A 16,430-nucleotide genomic window follows, 5' to 3' on the forward strand; every position below is an offset into this window, starting at 1 on the left:
TCTCGCAAGCCCCGTGCAGTCGTCGCTCGAGCCCCGCGCGCCCCGGTCCCGCCTCGCAGGGACCGACGCGAGCGAGCGCGGCGCCGTGTTCACGCGCCCCGAGGTGGTCGAGGCGTTGCTCGACCTGGCAGGTTACACGGCAGATCGACCGCTGCACGCATGGTCGGTGCTCGAGCCGTCGTTCGGCGCGGGTGACTTTTTGTCGGCGATCGTCGAGCGACTGCTGGCCGCGTGCGCGAAGGCGGGGCTCGGACCGGAGGACGCGCGCAAGCTCGGCTCGGCGGTGCGCGGGGTCGAGGTCCACGCCGAGTCGTTCGAACGCACCCGCGAGCGCGTGCGGGCGCGCCTGCGCCGGTGGGGCGCGAGCGGGCGCGACGCGACCCGGCTGAGCGACGCGTGGCTCCTCCGCGGCGACTTCCTGCTCGCGCCGCTGGCGGGCCCGTTCGACGTGGTGGTCGGCAACCCGCCCTACGTGCGGCAGGAGCGGATCCCCGAGGCCCTGCTCGCAGAATATCGTCGGCGCTATTTTACCATCTACGACCGCGCCGACCTGTACGTGCCGTTCTTCGAGCGCGGCCTGCGGCTCCTCGGCGACGGCGGGCGGCTGGCGTTCATCTGCGCCAATCGCTGGCTCAAGAACCGCTACGGCGGGCCGCTGCGCGGGCTCGTGGCCCGCGACTATCACCTGTCGCACTACATCGACATGGAGGGCACCGACGCGTTCCAGTCGGAGGTGTTCGCGTATCCGGCGATCACGGTGATCCGCCGCGGCGCGGGCGAGTGGACGCGGATCGCCCGCAGGCCGCGGATCGAGGGCGAGCTGCCGGCCGTGGTGCAGGCGATGACGCGCGCCGGCCCGGTGGGTGACCCGCGCGTCGAGGAGGTCGCGCAGGCGGTCCGCGGCGAGGACCCGTGGCTGCTCGACAGCGCCGATCAGCTCCGCGTGCTCCGCCGGCTCGAACGCGAGTTCGTGACGCTCGAGGAGGCCGGCTGTCGCGTGGGGATCGGGGTGGCGACCGGCGCCGATCGGGTGTTCATCGCCGACTTCGCGCGGCTGCCGGTCGAGCCGGCGCGCAAGCTACGGCTGGTGATGGCGGCCGACCTGCGCGAGGGGGCGATCGCGTGGGGCGGCCGCGGGATCGTCAATCCGTTCGAGGCCGACGGGGCGCTGGCCGAGGTCGAGAGGTACCCGAAATTCGCGGCGTACGTCGGCGAGCACCGCGAGGCGCTGCAGCGGCGCTACGTGGCCCGGCGCAACCCGGAGGCGTGGTACCGGACCATCGATCGCATCGACCCGGCGCTGACGCGCACGCCCAAGCTGCTGATCCCCGACATCAAGGGCGAGGCGACGGTCGCGTACGACGAGGGTCTTTATTATCCGCACCACAATCTCTATCACGTGACGGCGTCGACGTGGGACCTGCGCGCGCTGGCGACGATCCTGCGCTCGTCGCTGGCGCTGCTGTTCGTGGCCAACTACGGGGTCAAGATGGCCGGCGGGTTCTTGCGGTTCCAGGCGCAGTACCTGCGGCGGATCCGCGTGCCCCGCTGGGACGACGTGCCCGCCGCGGTGCGGGCGTCGCTGATCGCGGCGAGGCCCGACGACGCGACGGCGATCGACCGCGCGACGTTCGCGGCCTACGGGCTCGAGCGCGCCGAGATCGAGACGATCCGCCTCGCGGCCGCGGCGGCTCGCGTCGGGCGCAAGTCATGACCCCAGCGCGGCGAGCTGGACATGCTCTTCGGGGGCATCGGATGGGTTCTGCAGAATGACCTCCAGGACATGTCCACGAGGGCAGAGATAAGGTCCAAGGTCGTCGGAGCTGCCGAGCTTCGCGGCGAGGTGTTCGACGTTCGGCACGCCGAGTCCGGTGGCGGGGTCGAAGCCGGGGGCGGCGCGGAAGCCGGGGAGGAGCTGCCAGCGGCGGGTGCTGTCATCCGCGAGCAGCGGCAGCTCGAGGTCGGTGTCGCCGTCGACGATGTCGCGCAGCAGCGCGGGATCGCGGGCGCAGGCGGCGTAGAGGCGCGGCTGGAGCTGGCCGAGGCGCGCGAGCCCGCGGGCGCGGCGGCGTCGGTTGAGGCGGGCGACGATGCCGGCCCAGATCGGCGCGGCCAGGCTGGTGCCGCCGGCGTCGTCGCGGAACTCGCCGTCGAGCAGGCAGGCGTAGGCGGTGGGCCGCTCGCCCGCGTCCGGGCCCCAGGCCATCAGGGCGACGTCGGGCTGCACGCGGCCCGCGGCGGGCACGGGAGCGCCCGCGGGGCCGCGCGAGATCTCCCGCGGCAAGACGCCGCGCTGATAGGCGGGCACCGGCACGTGGACGCTGACGCCGCCGCTGCCGGCGAGCGCGGGCAGGCCGATCGCTTCGCGCAGGGCGGACGAGACCGGGGCGCTCCAGGCGACCTCGCGCCACGGCTCGTGCGCGACCACCTGGGTGCCGCCGACGCTGAGGACGCGGGCCTCGCACCCGGGAAACGTATCGCGCGGGACGAGCGCGTCGCAGGCGTCGCGCGCGGGGCCGCTGCTGGGGAAGCCGTCGTAGGCGCCCCAGTCACCGCTGGCGGCGATCACGGTGACGCCGAGGATGGCCGCCCGATCGAGCAAACCGGCGAACCGCCGGCGACCGTGCACGGCGTAGTACTGGCGCGCGGGCGCGCTCCAGCTGGTGACGGCGATGGTCGGCGCTCGGGACATGTCCGAAAGAACATGCTCCAAGAATGTGCCCCACGGGTCGGCGGCGACGGTCGGGTCGATGAAGTAGACGACGAGGCGGGCGCGCGGGGCGACGGCGGCCAGCCACTGCAGGCCCATCGTGGTCTCGAAGCGGAACCGCGGGTCGGCGGCGCAGGCGGCCAGCGGCGCGAGCTCGACCAACTCGACCAGCGGCGGCGAGAGGCCGAAGGCGCGGGCGAAGCCGTGGACGTCGGCGGCGTCGGGCACGCCGCCGAGGGCCATGACGGCGATCGTCTCGCCCTCGCCGTCGACGTCGCGATCGAAGCGATAGCCGCGGGCGAGCTCGGCGGGCCGCAGCCCGGTCGCGGGCGCGGACGGCGGCGCGACGCCCGGATCGACGAGCAGGCGCGGCGGCGCCGGGACGCGCCACGGGCCGAGCTCGAGCGCATCGAGGCAGGATGCGAGCTCGGGCGGGACGAGCAGCCGCGCGGCGTCGTCGACGAGGCGCCGGCGGGCGAGCAGCTGTTGCGCACCTGCCTGTCCCAGGAGACAGGTGAGCTGCGCGCGGTCGAGCTCGGCGTGCCAGGTGAGGTCGGCGAGGCCGGTCGCGACGGGGCGAAGATCGGCGCCTGCGAACCACGCCGCGACCGCGGCGTGGACCGCGGGCGGCTGGGCGATGCGGGCAGCGAGGCCGGGGCGATCGAGGTGCCGGCCGAACCGCGGATCGCCGGGCGACGAGACCGCGTCGGCGAGGTCGCCCAGATCGGCCGCCGCGGCCAGCTGCAAGCTCAGGCGCACGCGACGGCCTCGAGCGGGGGCGGCACCGACGCGGGCGCGCGCGGGCCTTCGAGCCTGATGAAACCCTTCATCGCGGCCACGCGGACGATGCCGAGCACGGCGCCGCGCAGGACCGCGGGGTCGCGGGCGGGGAACAGCGCCCGGGCGCGCGCGAGCAGGCCGGCGACGTCGCTGCACTCGCGCATGGCCGCGACCACGGGGGCCAGCGCCGGGTCGATGCGCGCGGGGGTGGCCGCGAGCCGGTGGCTCATCTGCGGGGTCTCGGTCACGAGGTCATGGTACACCTCGAGGTGCCCGCTGAGGCCGCGCTCGAGGCCCGGCTCGGTGCGCAGGTCGAGGCGGAACGGGGCCACGAGCGCGTATGTCTCGCGGGACAGGTCCTCGGGGTCAGGCACGCCGGCGTCGCGGTAGATCGCCTCGAGCCCGTCGGCCGCGCCGCTGATGCCCTGGATCAGCGGCACCACCACCTCCGCGCCGGCGCCGAGCGCCCGCGGGACCGGGAAGAACCCGGCGGTCGCCATCGTGAAGGCCTGCCGGTCCTCGAGCCGCAGGCGACCCGAGGCGTTGACGAGCTGCTGCGCCGTCCACCACCACGAGGGCGCCGCCTTGTTGTTCCCATAGAAATAGCGGGCGAGGGTGAGGAAGGCGCCGTACTCGCCGCGCAGATAATCCGAGTACGCCCGCCACAGGCTCGCGGCCGGCAAGTCGGGCCGCGCGCGCCGGGTCAGCCACGTGTAAGCGGCGCGGTGACCTGTCTGAAGGGCCAGGGTGACGCCGGTCGAAAGGATCGGGTCGACGAACATCGCCGCGTCGCCCGCGGCCGCCCAGCCGTCGCCGACGGTCTCCCTGGCCCACGACGACCAGTCCTGGCACGCCCCGACGCGCGCCCCCTTTGGTAAAATGTCGTCGCGCAGGGTCGCGTGCTCGATCAAGCCCGCGACCTCGGGGCACGAGCGCAGCGACTTCCAAAAGAAGGTCTCGAGGTCGACGCCGTCCAGCTTGTCCGCGAAGTGGTGGCGGTTGGTGACGACGCCGACGGTCATCCGATTGCGGCCGAGCGGGAAGTACCAGATCCACCCGTGCTCGATGGCGGCGATGAAGACGGTCGACCGATCTTGCGAGCCGCTGAAGGTGACCTTCCACTCGGCCCCCTGCAAATAACCGTAGACCGCGAAGTTGTTGAGGTTCTCGTCGTAGACCCGCTCGCCCTTCGTCAAAAGGTGCGACAGGCCGGTGGCGTCGAGCACGAAGTCGGCGGTGATCGAGCCGCTGTTGCCGGCGTCGTCCTCCCAGGTGATCATGTGCTGCGACGAATTTCCCACGCGCTGCGCCCCGAGCGCCTTGGTGCCCTCGCGGACGTCGGCGCCGAGGCGGCGGGCGTTGTCGAGCAGCAATTCGTCGAAGCGCGAGCGCTCGACGTTGAACGCGGAATAGGGGGTGCGCTGGGTGTGGCCGGGGCCGAGCAGCTTCTCGAAGTCCTGGCCGGTGACTTCGATGATCGAGGCGTCGCCGCCGGCGCGGGAGATCGTCTTGAGCGTCAGGTAATCCGCGGTCCACGGCGTGCGGTCCCTGCCCCAGATGAAGGTGACGCCCATCTTCTTCACGAAATCGGAGGCGAGCATCGTCTGATAGACGCCGAGGTCCTCGAGCACGCCGTTGGCGGCCGGGATCGTCGATTCGCCGATGTGCCAGCGCGGGAACCGACACTTTTCGAGGAGGACGATCTTGGCCCCGGGGGCGTACTTCCTGGCGATCGCGGCGAAGGTGCTGCCGGCGGGGCCGCCGCCCAAAACGACACAATCTGCATGCTCGACGGTCATGGCGAATCCTCGGTGTCTCGATGCTGCGAAGGACGGGCAAAAAAAGCGCCGCGGAGCCGGGGGGTCGGCTCCGCGGCGGCTGGGCGGCTCAGAAGCCGAAGTTGATGTCGGTCAGGGGGACGCTGTCGAATTCGACGACCTGCAGGTCCTCGGCTTGGCCCTCGCGGACCTCGAAGCGGCTGTCCTGGCTGTGGGTGGTCTCGGCGGACTGGGTGTTCTCTTGCTTGTTCATGGTCGTTTCTCCGTGGTGATGACAATGGTGGATAGTGATAGGATTCGAGGAGCTCAGTGGAGCCGGCAGGGGGCGAGCAGCGCCTCGATGTCGAGGTCGCTCGGCGGACCGGCGGGTGCGGGGGTGAAGCAGAGGACGGCGGTGTCGCGCGCGGCCTCGGCGATCCGGGTCTGCTCGCCGACAGTGAGGCGGGCGACCGCGAGGAGGGTGTCGGCGACGTGATCGCCGTCGCTGCCGGCGGCGCTGTGGACCCGCAAGCACCGGGTGGCGCGCGTGCCGGCGGGGAGGATGGCCTCGACCGCGCGGATGTCGGGCTCGCGCACCGTCATCGCCAGCCGCTCGATGGCGTAGGCGTAGCCGACGCAGCCGATCGGGTCGAAGGCGTGGACGCTGCGCTCGAAGTACTCGACCAGGCGGATCGCGGTGGCCGGACGCACGCGCTCGACGACTCGCAGCGCGTCGTAGCCGAGGTCGCGGAGGTCCCTCAGCGCGAGCCGATCGTGGTGGCTCTCCTCGCGCGCACGCTCGCGGGCCCAATTCGCGAGGACGCTGCGACCGGCGGCCGCGAACCGCTCGGCGGCGAGGCCGAGCAGGGTCGGCGTGGAGTGCGTGAGGTGGTAGAGGCCGGCCAGGCGCCAGGCCCAGCGAGTGGCGGTGAGCGGCGGGACCGCCTCGGGCCGCGCGCACACGAAGGCGGAGGCGACGGCGCGGTCGAGGAGGCTGCGGACGGAGGCGACGGCGCGGTCGCTCGCGGTCGTTGTCGGGGTCGCGTTGACCATCTCGATCGCGTAGTGATCGCGGTGGTCACTTCGATCGGGCCGCCGGCCACTTTCCCGGCGGGTGGTCCGCGGAGGTGGTGAAAGTGCAGTGATTGCACGTACTTGAGTGACGCGAGGTCCGATGGCGGTCGGACCGCGCGCCGCGCGGCGATCGACTCCGACCTCCGAGGTCCCGATCGCGGACGGCCCGCCGCCTCCAGGCATGTCGCGCGAGACATGCCCTCGAGGGCATGTCGATCAGGACAGGACGTCTTCGAGGCCGGCGACCAACCACGAGAGCTGCTGGCGCTGCGGGTGGGTCAGCGGACCGCGGGCGGCGGCGGCCGCCAGGGCGTCGAGCTCGGCGAGGGCCAGCGAGGCGGCAGGGAGGTGCGGCGCGAGGTGACGCGCGAGGGCCCGCAACGAGGCGAGGGTGGCGACGTCGTCGCGGGCGTGGGTGTCGAACGGGGCGGGCACCTCGGGCCGCTCGCGCAGCAGCTGGACCAGGCGGGCGAGGTAGTCGACGGTGGCGACGATCTTGTCGTAGTCGAGCCGATCGGGGGTGTCGGTCGGCTGGTGGTAGTGCTCCCAGCGCCCGCAGCTGAGGAACAGCACCGGGACGCCGGCCTCGCGGAAGGGGTGGTAGTCGCTCAGCGGCGGGATGACGTCGAGATCGGCGCGGCGCGGGTAGATGCCGCCGGCGATCGCGGCGTCGTCGACCAGCTCGCCGGCGCCATGACTGAGCTCGGCGCCGAGGACGAACACGGAGTCGCGGACCTCGCTCGGGCAGCCGACCGGCCCGAGGGCGTGGCCGCACAGGTCCATGCACACCATCATGTCGATGCTGGCGAGCGGCGCGGTCGGATGGGCGACGTGGTACATCGAACCCATGGTGCCGTGGAGGAAGTGCGGCGGCTCCTCGCCGTCGTACGCGGCGAGGACGACGCGCCGCCCCGGCCGCCCCCGCGCGACCAGCTCGCGCCCGACCTCGACGAGGATCGCCACCGCCGCGGCGTTGTCGTCGGCGCCCCAAAAGACGGTGTCGTCGGACAGCGAGCCCAAATGATCGTAGTGCGCGGCGACGACGATCGTTCGCTCGCCGAGCGGCCCGGCCCCGGGGACCTCGGCGAGGACGTTGGCGCCGCAGTCGGGCACGGGCTGCAAATACCCGTCGGTGCCGCCCGGCGCGGCTCCGATGGCGCGAAACTCGTCGACGATCCGCATCCGCGCGGCCACACCCCCGGGCGTGCCGGGCGCCCGGCCGGCGCACTCCGGCGAACAGAGGTAGCGAACGAGCGCCTCGATCCGCGCGCGTCTGTCCGAAAGGCGAGCTTGCATGCGACCGATCGTAGCGAAAATCCGCGGCGCCCGGGCCGGTGACGACTGCGCGCGCGCACGCGTTCGAACGCGCCCGGCACCCCCTGACTCGCTCGCGCCGGCGCGTCGGAGAGCCGCACACCCAGGGATGGCGGAGGGCCACAGCCGCGCTGTTCATGCCGCCCCACACGGCGGAAGAGGACCTCTCGCGGCGGATCCTGGAAAGGTCGGGGCGGCCGAAGCAGGGCACAACTGAAGATGAACATTGGTCTGTCGCTGTTGAACCTGAACCGGGCGAGAACGCTCGCGCGCGGCATGGTTTGTTGACCCCAGGGACATCGCCGACCTAAACTTGAAAGATCGGAGAGAACATGGGCGCATTTCATGACCAGCTGCAGAGACTTGCAGAGCAGATTCGCAAGCGTTTGCCCCACGTACACGGTGAAGAGTCGACAAAGCAGGCGCTGATTCTGCCCTTCATTGGCGCGCTCGGCTACGATATCTACGATCCGACGGAGATCCGGCCCGAATACGTGGCCGATTTCGCCAAGAAGCGCCCGGGAGGTCCGCCGGAGAAGGTCGATTATGCCATTCACCTGGCCGGTACACCCGTCATCTTCGTCGAGTGCAAGTCGGCCGATGTATCCCTGCACAATTTCAGCGGACAGCTCGCTCGCTACTTCAACGCCACTCCGGCGTGCCCGGTCGCTGTGTTGACGAACGGCGTGAAGTACCTGTTCTTCACCGATCTCGAGGAGCGGAACATCCTCAGCGAGAAGGCGTTCTTCGAGTTCGATATCTTGTCGTTCACCGAGGCCGACGTCGAGGTGCTGGAGACGTTCTCGCGCGAGCGGTTCAATCCGAGCGGCGTGCGCGAGCAGGCCGAGGAGATCATCTACACGAGCAAGATCAGCGGCTATATCGGCTCGATCCTGCGGAACCCTCCCGAGAGCTTCACGCGCTTCGTCCTCGGCGAGCTCAGCGTCTTCGCCGGCAAGCGACTCACGCCGCGAGTCATCGAGAAGTTCACGCCCACGATCAAGCGCGCGATCCAGGCGACGCTGCTCGACATGGCGACGCGGTCGATCAAGGACCAGGGGGAGCAGAAGGCGGAGATGCCGGCCGTTGCGCACCCTCCGAAGGTCGACGTGGCGGTTGCGCTCCCTCCGCCGCCGGTGATCAAGGTCGAAGAGAAGCCAGCGGCGCCGGTGGTGCCGGCGGCGCCGAACATCGTGACGACCGCGGAGGAGCTCGAGGCGCTCGATATCATTCGTGCGATCTGCGCCGACTCACCGATGAGTGCGAATGCGCCGATTCTCCACAGGGATACGAGCAATTGGTTCACGATCTCGACCATCTCGATTCGTCGATGGTTCGTGCGGCTCTACTTCAACCAGCGCAAGAAGTCGATCTTCACCAAGGTGTCGCCCGAGCAGGCGAAGGCGCTGTCGCCGGGTTTCGAGGTCGACAAGGGATACGTGTACATCAATTCGGTGAAAGACCTGTACCGGCTGCGTCCGCTGCTCCTCCTCGCGTACGAGGAGGCAGCGCGGCAGACCGAGCCCGCCGAGGCCGAGGTCGGTTGAGGTGCAGCTCCAGGACAGGCTGCGTCGGTGAGGCCGCCCGACCACCGTGGAGTGCCCGCTCGAGCAGCGGCTGTCGGGGCCTGCGCTTTTCGCAGGGCCCATTCTTGCGCCTCGGTCGCTACCTGGCCCTGCCCGAGCGGCGGGGCATGACAGAATCATCGCGATCTGGCCACCGCCGGCGATGCCCCGATTCAGGAAGTGGCTGCGGTGCATCAGCCCGCGGATGCGTGACGGCCCATTGGCCGAGCTCGGAGGCCGTGATAGAAGGCGAATGATGGTTGCGTTCACGTCACGGCCCGCGGTAATGGGCCTCGCACTCGCAACTTGCCTCGGCGCGCGCGAGGCCGCGGCTTGCCTCGACATCGGCGATCCGTGCGCCGATGTCGCCACGTGGACGATGGTGCAGTCGGTGGCGGGGCGGCAGCAGGTGCCGCTCGACGGGATGATCTTGCTGCAGGTCTCGGGGCCGGCGCTGGCGCCCGTGCCGCTCGACGTGATGACGGTGGAGGTGACGCTCGGGGGGGCAGTCGTGGAGGGCTCGCTCGAGCAGACGGGGATCGACGGGCTGCTCGGCTGGCGGCCGGCTTCGCCGCTGCAGGCCGACAGCACGTACGTGGTGGCAGGCACGATCCACAACCTCGACGCGATGCCGGGCAACCCGAGCTGCGGGCTGGAGTTCGAGCCGTTCGAGTTCGAGGTGTCGACCGGCAGCGATCTGATGCCGCCGCTGGTGCCGCCCGAGGTGAGCGCCGAAGCGACGGTGGAGTTCGCCGAGAAGCTCGCGCTCGACAACCTGGTGTGCTGCGACGGGGCGTTCCCGGTGACGTTCCCCGGCTGCGGCAGCGGCGGCAATACGGTGGACTTCACGGAGGGCCACTGCGTGCCGATGCAGTACACGGGGCGGCTGAGCGTCGAGCTCTCGGGCCTGGTGCCGGGCGCGGGCGAGGGGGCGTCGATGGTGAGCGCGGCGCGGGTGATCGGCGACGTCGTGGTCGAGGAGGCGCTGGTGACGAAGTCGTTCAAGTTCCGCGGGCGCGACACGAGCCCGTTCTGCGACCGCGTGGTGCTGCGCAACCTGGTGACCGGCGCGACGGCTGCGGGGCCGGAGCAGTGCCACGGCGACGCGCTGGTCGATCGGCTGGGGCCGCAGACGCTGACGCCGGAGTCGCCGGAGCTGGCGGTGTGCGTCGGAGCGCCGTACGTGTGCGAGATCGACGAGCTCGGCGATTCGTGGGACCCCGATCGCTGCATGGCGTGGCCGGCGAGCGAGGAGAGCAGCGGCGGACCCGACGCGCCGACGACGGGGGACCCGACGACCGGCGGGTCGACGAGCGGGCCGGGCGAGCCGGGCAGCGGGACGACGGGGACGTCCGACGAGGGCGCGACGACGAATCCGGCCGACGGGCTGGTCGAGCACGGGTGCGCCTGCTCGAGTGACGGTGGGGCGGGCGAGGCGTGGCTCGCGGCGCTGGCGCTGGTCGGGCTGGTGCGACGGCGGCGAGGCGGCCGGAGTTCGGCGCGCAGCGAACTGTCTTCACGGCAGGTGCGGGGCTTGGCGCCCGGAGAACGGCGCCGCGACGGTGAGCTGTGCGAGCCGCGACCTCCGGCGCCGTGGTGCGGTAAGCTGACCTTCGAGACATGTGATGGTCGTGACGGGCGGCGCGGCCAGGCGTGGCTGCGGTAAGCTGACCTTCGAGACATGTGCGATCCGCGACCTTCGGCGCCGGTGGTGCGGTAAGCTGACCTTCGAAACATGTTAGTGCCGACGTCCGGCGCCGGTCAGGCGCGGCTGCGGCAGGCTGACCTCGGAGACATGTGCTCCGGGCCGCTCGGGCGGCGGCGCGTGGAGCCGTCCTTCGAGGCGGGTCCGCAGGGCCGTCGGCGCCGCTCAGGCGTCGCTGCGGACGAGGCGGTAGCCGGCCCACGACAGGACGGGCGCGTCGGCCTCGGCGGCGACGCGCTGGCCCTTGCCGCGGCCGACGCCGAAGATCCGGGCCTCGCGCGGTCCCAGGGTCTCGAGCGCGTAGCGGGCCAAAGTCGAGCTGGTGGCGAACGCCTGCGGCAGCTCGAGGCGGAGCTCGAGGCCGCCGGGGACGCGCTCGAGGTGCGCGGCCTTGAAGGCGACGACCTCGCCGGGGCCGGCTTCGGGGCGGTAGCGGCCGACGCGCTGCAGCCAGTCCTCGGGGACAGGTCCTTCGGGACAGCGGACGCCGACGCGGGTCTCGACGCCGCGGACGGTGCTGGTGACGACGTGGTGGCCGGCGCGGTCGGCGATGGTGACGTGGGCGTCGGGGTTGTCGGCGCTGTGGAAGCCGCCGCCGGGGGCGGGGATCAGGGCGGTCTTGCCGAGCTCGGCGCGCGAGACGAGGCCGCCGCGCTCGATGTCGAGGCGGACGACGTCGAACTCGTTGGCGTAGCGGCCGACGTGGGCGTGCAGGGCGGCGCGGTCGAACGGGGCGCGCGGGCGGCTCTCGGCGTCGCCGGCGCTCGGGGGGAGGTCGAGGCCGTCGCGCTCGAGCAGGGCGGTCTGCAAGGCGAAGGCGGCCAGGTCCTCGACGCCGCCGGCCTCGCGGAAGTTGGCGAGCACGGCGACGCCGAGGCCGCGGTCGGGCAGGACGAACAGGACGGCGCGGTGGCCGAAGGTGCGGCCCGTGTGCCAGGCGACGCGGCCGGCGTGGACCAGGCCGACGTGCTGCAGCGCGAGCCCGAGGCCCCAGCGCTCGTCGAAGTCGAGCGGGCCCGCGGCCTGCGGGGTGAGCATGGCCGCGGCAGCGCCCTCGCCGGCGAGGAGCCAGCGGATCAGCGGGACCAGGTCGACGACGCTGCCGTACATGCCGGCGGCCGGCTGGAGGCGCAGGCGCGGCTCGTCCTCGCGCCGGCCGGCGCAGTAGCTGGCGGCCATCTGCGGCGGCGGGTCGAAGCGCGGGCCGGAGCCGCCGAGGACCAGGCGGGCGACGGCGAGGGCGTGCTCGTCGTATGGCCTCGGGGATATGTTGTCGAGGACATGTCCCAAGAGCGTGTAGCCGACGTTGGAGTAGGCGTACCAGCTGCCGGGCGCGGCGATCAGCGGTTCGTCGGCGATCTCGTCGGCGAGGCGGCGCCAGTCGGGCGGGCGGGCGCCGAGGCTGCCGCGGTGCCAGTCGGAGATCAGGCCCGAGCGATGACAGAGGAGCTGGCGCAGGCGGATCGCCTCGCTGCCGGGGGCGCGCAGCTGCGGGAGGTGCCGCTGCAGCGGGGCGTCGAGGTCGAGCTCGGCGGCCTGCGAGGCGCGCACGGCCATGAGGGCGGTGTAGATCTTGGTGAGCGAGCCGATCGCGTAGACGGTGTCGGCGGTGGCCGGGGTCCCGGCCTCGCGATCGGCCATGCCGAACCCCGCCGCCCAGGCGAGCTGGCCGCGGTCGACCAGGGCGATGCTCAGGCCGACGACCGGCATCTTCTCGCGCCAGGCGTCGATCAGCGCGGCGACGGTGTCGCGCGTCTCGCCGAAGCGGAGCTCGGGGCTGGCCCGCCGGCCGCACGCGAGCGCGGCGGTCGCGGCGAGGAAGCTGCGGCGACGCACGCGGCCATCGTACGCCACAGCGCGGCGCTCGGGGGTCGAGGGCGCGCGATCTCGAGGTGTCCCGAGAGACATGTCGTTCGTCGACGGCCGGAGCGCGCGGGCGCGCCTTGCTGGGCCCGGGCGGCTACGATAGCGTGGCCCCACCGTGGACTTCCGCTCGCTCCGCGTCGCCGACCTCGAGGTCCGTCTGTTCGGCGAGGCGCCGGGGTCGGGGGAGCGGGTCGAATTCGTCGATGTGCGGGCGGCGGCGGCGTTCGTGTCGCAGCTGCTCGCCGACCCGCGCGACGCGGTGGTGCTGCGCCGGCTCGCCGGCGAGCTCGAGTACCACGGCGGCGAGGACGTGGTGAGCCGACTGGCGGGGGCGCTGGTGACGGGCCGGCTGGTGTTCACCCGCGGCGGGGCGCCGGAGGCCCCGCTGGTGGGCCCGGCGGGCGAGGAGGCGCAGGGCGAGCGCGAGGGCGAGGACGCGTTCGCGGCGATGGAGGCGGGGCCGCCGACGCACTGGGTGGAGATCCAGCTGGTCGGCGAGGACGGCGAGGGGATCCCAGGCCAGCGCTACCGCATCGTCGCGCCGGACGGCGTCGAGTGGCGCGGCTTCACCGACTCCCTCGGCGTCGCGCGGCTGAGCCGGATCCCCGCAGGCACCTGCCAGGTGTTCTTTCCGGACCTCGACGCCGAGGCGTGGGAGCCGACCTGAAGCGCGCGGGTCGTCGAAGTCGCGAGGCGCGACGGCCGGGGAAGCGAGGTCGCCCGGCCGGGCGGTCTGCACCGACGCGCTGCAGAGTCCGGCCAGGGTTCGAAGCGCCGGGCGGCGGCGAATCAGTGCCGCGGGCGAGGTCTGCTCCGCCGACCTCGAGGCGAAGGCGCGGGTCGTCGGCGGCGATCGCCGCGCCGCTGATTTCGTGCGATCCTGTCGGCCTCTCTCTCGCCGCAGGAGCCCGTCTTGCTGGTCCCGCTCACGATCCTCGACTTCATGCGCCGCGCCGAGCAGGTCTACGGCGAGCGCGTCGCCGTGTTCGATGAACCGATGCAGCCGGCCGCGCCGCTGGGGCCGCTGACGTACGGGCGGCTGGCCGCGCTGGCCCGCGCGCAGGCAGCAGGGCTCGACGCGCTCGGGGTCGGATTCGGCGAGCGGGTGGCGATCGTGTCGCACAACGCGGCGCGCATGCTGGTGTCGTTCTTCGGGGTGGCGGGTCACGGGCGCGCGCTGGTGCCGATCAACTTCCGCCTCAGCCCGGCCGAGATCGCGTACATCGTCGAACACTCGGGGGCGTCGATGCTGCTGGTCGACCCGGAGCTCGACGCGGCGCTGGCGGAGGTGAAGTGCGCGCGGCGGTTCGTGCTCGGGGCCGAGAGCGACGCGCTGCTGTTCCGCCACGACGCCGCGCCGGCGCGCTGGCAGGCCGACGAGCAGGCGACGGCGACGATCAACTACACCAGCGGGACGACGGCCCGCCCGAAAGGCGTGCAGCTGACGCACCGCAACCTGTGGATCAACGCGACCACGTTCGCGCTGCACACGGGGGTCTCGGACCGCGACGTGTATCTGCACACGCTGCCGATGTTCCACTGCAACGGCTGGGGCATGCCGTTCGCGCTGGCGGGGCTGGGAGCCAAGCAGCACGTGCTGCGCAAGGTCGACGGGGCGGAGATCTTGCGGCGCGTGGCGGCCCACGGGGTCACGCTGATGTGCGGGGCACCGGCGGTGTTCAACGCGATCCTGGCGGCGGCGCAGCAGTGGCAAGGGCCGACCCCGGGGCGCGGCGAGGTGCGCGTGGTGTGTGCCGGGGCGCCGCCGCCGACGCGGACGATCGAGCGCGTCGAGGCGGAGCTCGGATGGGAATTTATACAAATTTACGGGCTGACCGAGACGTCGCCGCTACTGACGATCAACCGCACGCGCGAGGAGTGGGACGGGCTCACGGAGCACGAGCGCGCGGAGAAGCTCGGCCGCGCGGGGGCGCCGGCGCTGGGCACGGAGATCGAGGTCGACGCGCAGGGCGAGGTGCTGGCCCGCGGCAACACGGTGCTCGCGGGCTACTGGCAGGAGCCGGCGGCGACGGCGACGGCGCTCGAGGGCGGGTGGTTCCACACCGGCGACGGCGGCTCGCTCGACGCCGAGGGTCACCTGGTGATCTCCGACCGCAAGAAGGACGTGATCATCAGCGGCGGCGAGAACGTGTCGTCGATCGAGGTCGAGGACGCGCTGTGCTCGCACCCCGCGGTCGCCGAGGCGGCGGTGATCGGGGTGCCCGACGAGAAGTGGGGCGAGACGGTCAAGGCGCTGGTGGTGCTCGCGCCCGGCAAGTCGGCCACCGAGGCGGAGCTGATCGCCCACTGCCGCCAGCGCCTGGCCCAGTACAAGTGCCCGACCTCGGTCGAGCTGCGCACCGAACTGGCGCGCACGTCGACCGGCAAGCTGCAGAAATTCAAACTGCGCGCGCCCTACTGGGAGGGGCGTACGCGGCAGGTCAACTGAGGCGGGATCGCCCGCGCGGGCTCGCGGCGCCGCTCGCGGGGGCATGCGCCGCGGCTCCCGATCAGTACGGCTTTTCGCCCTTCTGCAGGATGAACGGGCTCGGCGGCATCTGCACGCCGTTGACGCGGGTGCCGCCGTTGTGGATGGCGGGGAAGATCGGCTGCATGTTCTGCGGGAAGCCGAAGGTCGGCTTCGTCAGCGCGTCGAGGCGCGCGAGGTCGTCGGCGCCGAGCTTCACCTCCAGCGCCTTGACGTTGTCCTCGAGCTGGTCGAGCCGGCGCGCGCCGATGATCGTCGAGGTCACGCCCGGCCGGCCCTGCACCCACGCCAGCGCGACACGGGCGACGGTGGTCTCGTGCGCCCTGGCGATCTCCTCGAGCGCGTCGACCAGGGTGAAGGTCTTCTCGTTGAGGAACGGCTCGACGAACCCGCCGCGGGCCGGCTTCGCGCTGCCGGCGGTCGCGCGGGTGTACTTGCCGCTGAGCACGCCGCTCTTCAGCGGCGACCACGGGGTGATGCCGATCCCGAACTCGAGCGCGAGCGGCACCAGCTCCTGCTCGACCGTGCGCTCGAGCAGCGAGTACTCGATCTGCAGGCCGATGAACGCCGACCAGCCGCGGAAGTGGGCCGTGACGTTGGCCTGCGCGACCTTCCACGCCGGCGTGTCCGACACGCCGACGTAGCGGACCTTGCCGGCGCGCACGAGGTCTTCGAGCGCCGCCATGGTCTCCTCGATCGGCGTGTGGACGTCCCAGTTGTGCAGCCAGTAGAGGTCGATGTAGTCGGTCTGCAGGCGGCGCAGCGAGTTGTCGCACGCCGAGACGATCGACTTGCGGCCCGAGCCGCCGCCGTTGGGGTCGCCGGGGTAGAGGTTGCCGCTGAACTTGGTGGCGAGCACCAGGCGGTCGCGGCGCGCCGGGTGGCGGCCGATGTGGTCGCCGAGGATCTTCTCCGAGTGGCTCTTCGTGTAGAAGTTCGCCGTGTCGATGAAATTGCCGCCCAGCTCGATGTAGCGGTCGATGATCTGCTGCGACTCCTCGACGCTCGAACCCCAACCGAGGTCCTCGCCGAAGGTCATCGCACCGAGGCAAAACGGGCTCACGCGCAGGCCGGAGCGGCCGAGCGTCACATAATGGTCGAGAGGCATCGTGACTCCTGGTATGTTCGAGTTGGTTCAGCCTCGAACTTGTTCAACCTTGAACTGGTTTAA

Annotated in this window: 12 protein-coding genes; 5 read left to right on the plus strand and 7 right to left on the minus strand. The window is 72.0% G+C overall.

Features of this window, described 5'->3' with window-relative positions; genetic code table 11:
* The first annotated feature begins 13 nt into the window (after positions 1–13).
* Positions 14–1,714 (plus strand): Eco57I restriction-modification methylase domain-containing protein, encoded by a 1,701-nt coding sequence (locus NAEX_RS21370; RefSeq protein WP_096329334.1) that lies wholly within the window; start codon positions 14–16, stop codon positions 1,712–1,714.
* Here the strand turns inward: NAEX_RS21370 and NAEX_RS48070 are convergent.
* The 5 genes from NAEX_RS48070 to NAEX_RS21390 form a co-directional block, all read right to left on the minus strand.
* Complete coding sequence (locus tag NAEX_RS48070) at positions 1,709–3,469, minus strand: S53 family peptidase (protein WP_100793144.1); 1,761 nt, start codon at positions 3,467–3,469, stop codon at positions 1,709–1,711. The genes NAEX_RS21370 and NAEX_RS48070 overlap by 6 nt on opposite strands.
* Entirely contained in the window at positions 3,460–5,289 is a 1,830-nt protein-coding gene (locus tag NAEX_RS21380) for an NAD(P)/FAD-dependent oxidoreductase (protein ID WP_096329335.1), read from the minus strand. Before NAEX_RS21380 ends, NAEX_RS48070 begins: the two co-directional genes overlap by 10 nt.
* A gap of 88 nt (positions 5,290–5,377) precedes the next feature.
* Positions 5,378–5,521, minus strand: coding sequence for a hypothetical protein (locus tag NAEX_RS50495; protein WP_170135886.1), 144 nt, complete (start codon positions 5,519–5,521; stop codon positions 5,378–5,380).
* Positions 5,522–5,574: 53 nt separating this feature from the next.
* Positions 5,575–6,300: a heme oxygenase-like domain-containing protein gene (locus NAEX_RS21385; protein WP_096329336.1), complete on the minus strand. Its 726-nt coding sequence runs from the start codon at positions 6,298–6,300 to the stop codon at positions 5,575–5,577.
* Between the two features lie 237 nt (positions 6,301–6,537).
* Entirely contained in the window at positions 6,538–7,617 is a 1,080-nt protein-coding gene (locus tag NAEX_RS21390) for a M28 family peptidase (protein ID WP_096329337.1), read from the minus strand.
* 350 nt (positions 7,618–7,967) lie between these two features.
* Between NAEX_RS21390 and NAEX_RS21395 the strand changes: the two genes are divergently transcribed.
* Both NAEX_RS21395 and NAEX_RS21400 read left to right on the plus strand, forming a co-directional pair.
* Complete coding sequence (locus NAEX_RS21395; protein WP_096329338.1) at positions 7,968–9,182, plus strand: type I restriction endonuclease; 1,215 nt, start codon at positions 7,968–7,970, stop codon at positions 9,180–9,182.
* Between the two features lie 304 nt (positions 9,183–9,486).
* A complete protein-coding gene (locus tag NAEX_RS21400) occupies positions 9,487–10,866 on the plus strand; it encodes an MYXO-CTERM sorting domain-containing protein (protein ID WP_096329339.1) in 1,380 nt (459 codons plus the stop codon).
* Positions 10,867–11,070: 204 nt separating this feature from the next.
* Here NAEX_RS21400 and NAEX_RS21405 read toward each other — a convergent pair whose 3' ends face one another.
* Positions 11,071–12,741 carry a serine hydrolase domain-containing protein gene (locus NAEX_RS21405; RefSeq protein ID WP_170135887.1) on the minus strand — a complete coding sequence of 557 codons (1,671 nt, stop codon included), beginning with the start codon at positions 12,739–12,741 and terminating at the stop codon, positions 11,071–11,073.
* Between the two features lie 145 nt (positions 12,742–12,886).
* Here NAEX_RS21405 and NAEX_RS21410 point away from each other — a divergent pair, with 145 nt between their 5' ends.
* Together NAEX_RS21410 and NAEX_RS21415 are read left to right on the plus strand one after the other, a co-directional pair.
* Positions 12,887–13,438 (plus strand): hypothetical protein, encoded by a 552-nt coding sequence (locus tag NAEX_RS21410; protein ID WP_096329341.1) that lies wholly within the window; start codon positions 12,887–12,889, stop codon positions 13,436–13,438.
* Positions 13,439–13,684: 246 nt separating this feature from the next.
* Entirely contained in the window at positions 13,685–15,220 is a 1,536-nt protein-coding gene (locus tag NAEX_RS21415; protein ID WP_096329342.1) for an AMP-binding protein, read from the plus strand.
* A 61-nt stretch (positions 15,221–15,281) separates the two neighbouring features.
* Here the strand turns inward: NAEX_RS21415 and NAEX_RS21420 are convergent, their stop codons facing one another.
* Entirely contained in the window at positions 15,282–16,367 is a 1,086-nt protein-coding gene (locus tag NAEX_RS21420; RefSeq protein WP_096329343.1) for an aldo/keto reductase, read from the minus strand.
* Positions 16,368–16,430 lie beyond the last annotated feature (63 nt).

The sequence above is a fragment of the Nannocystis exedens genome (assembly GCF_002343915.1).
Taxonomy (GTDB): Bacteria; Myxococcota_A; Polyangia; order Nannocystales; family Nannocystaceae; genus Nannocystis; species Nannocystis exedens.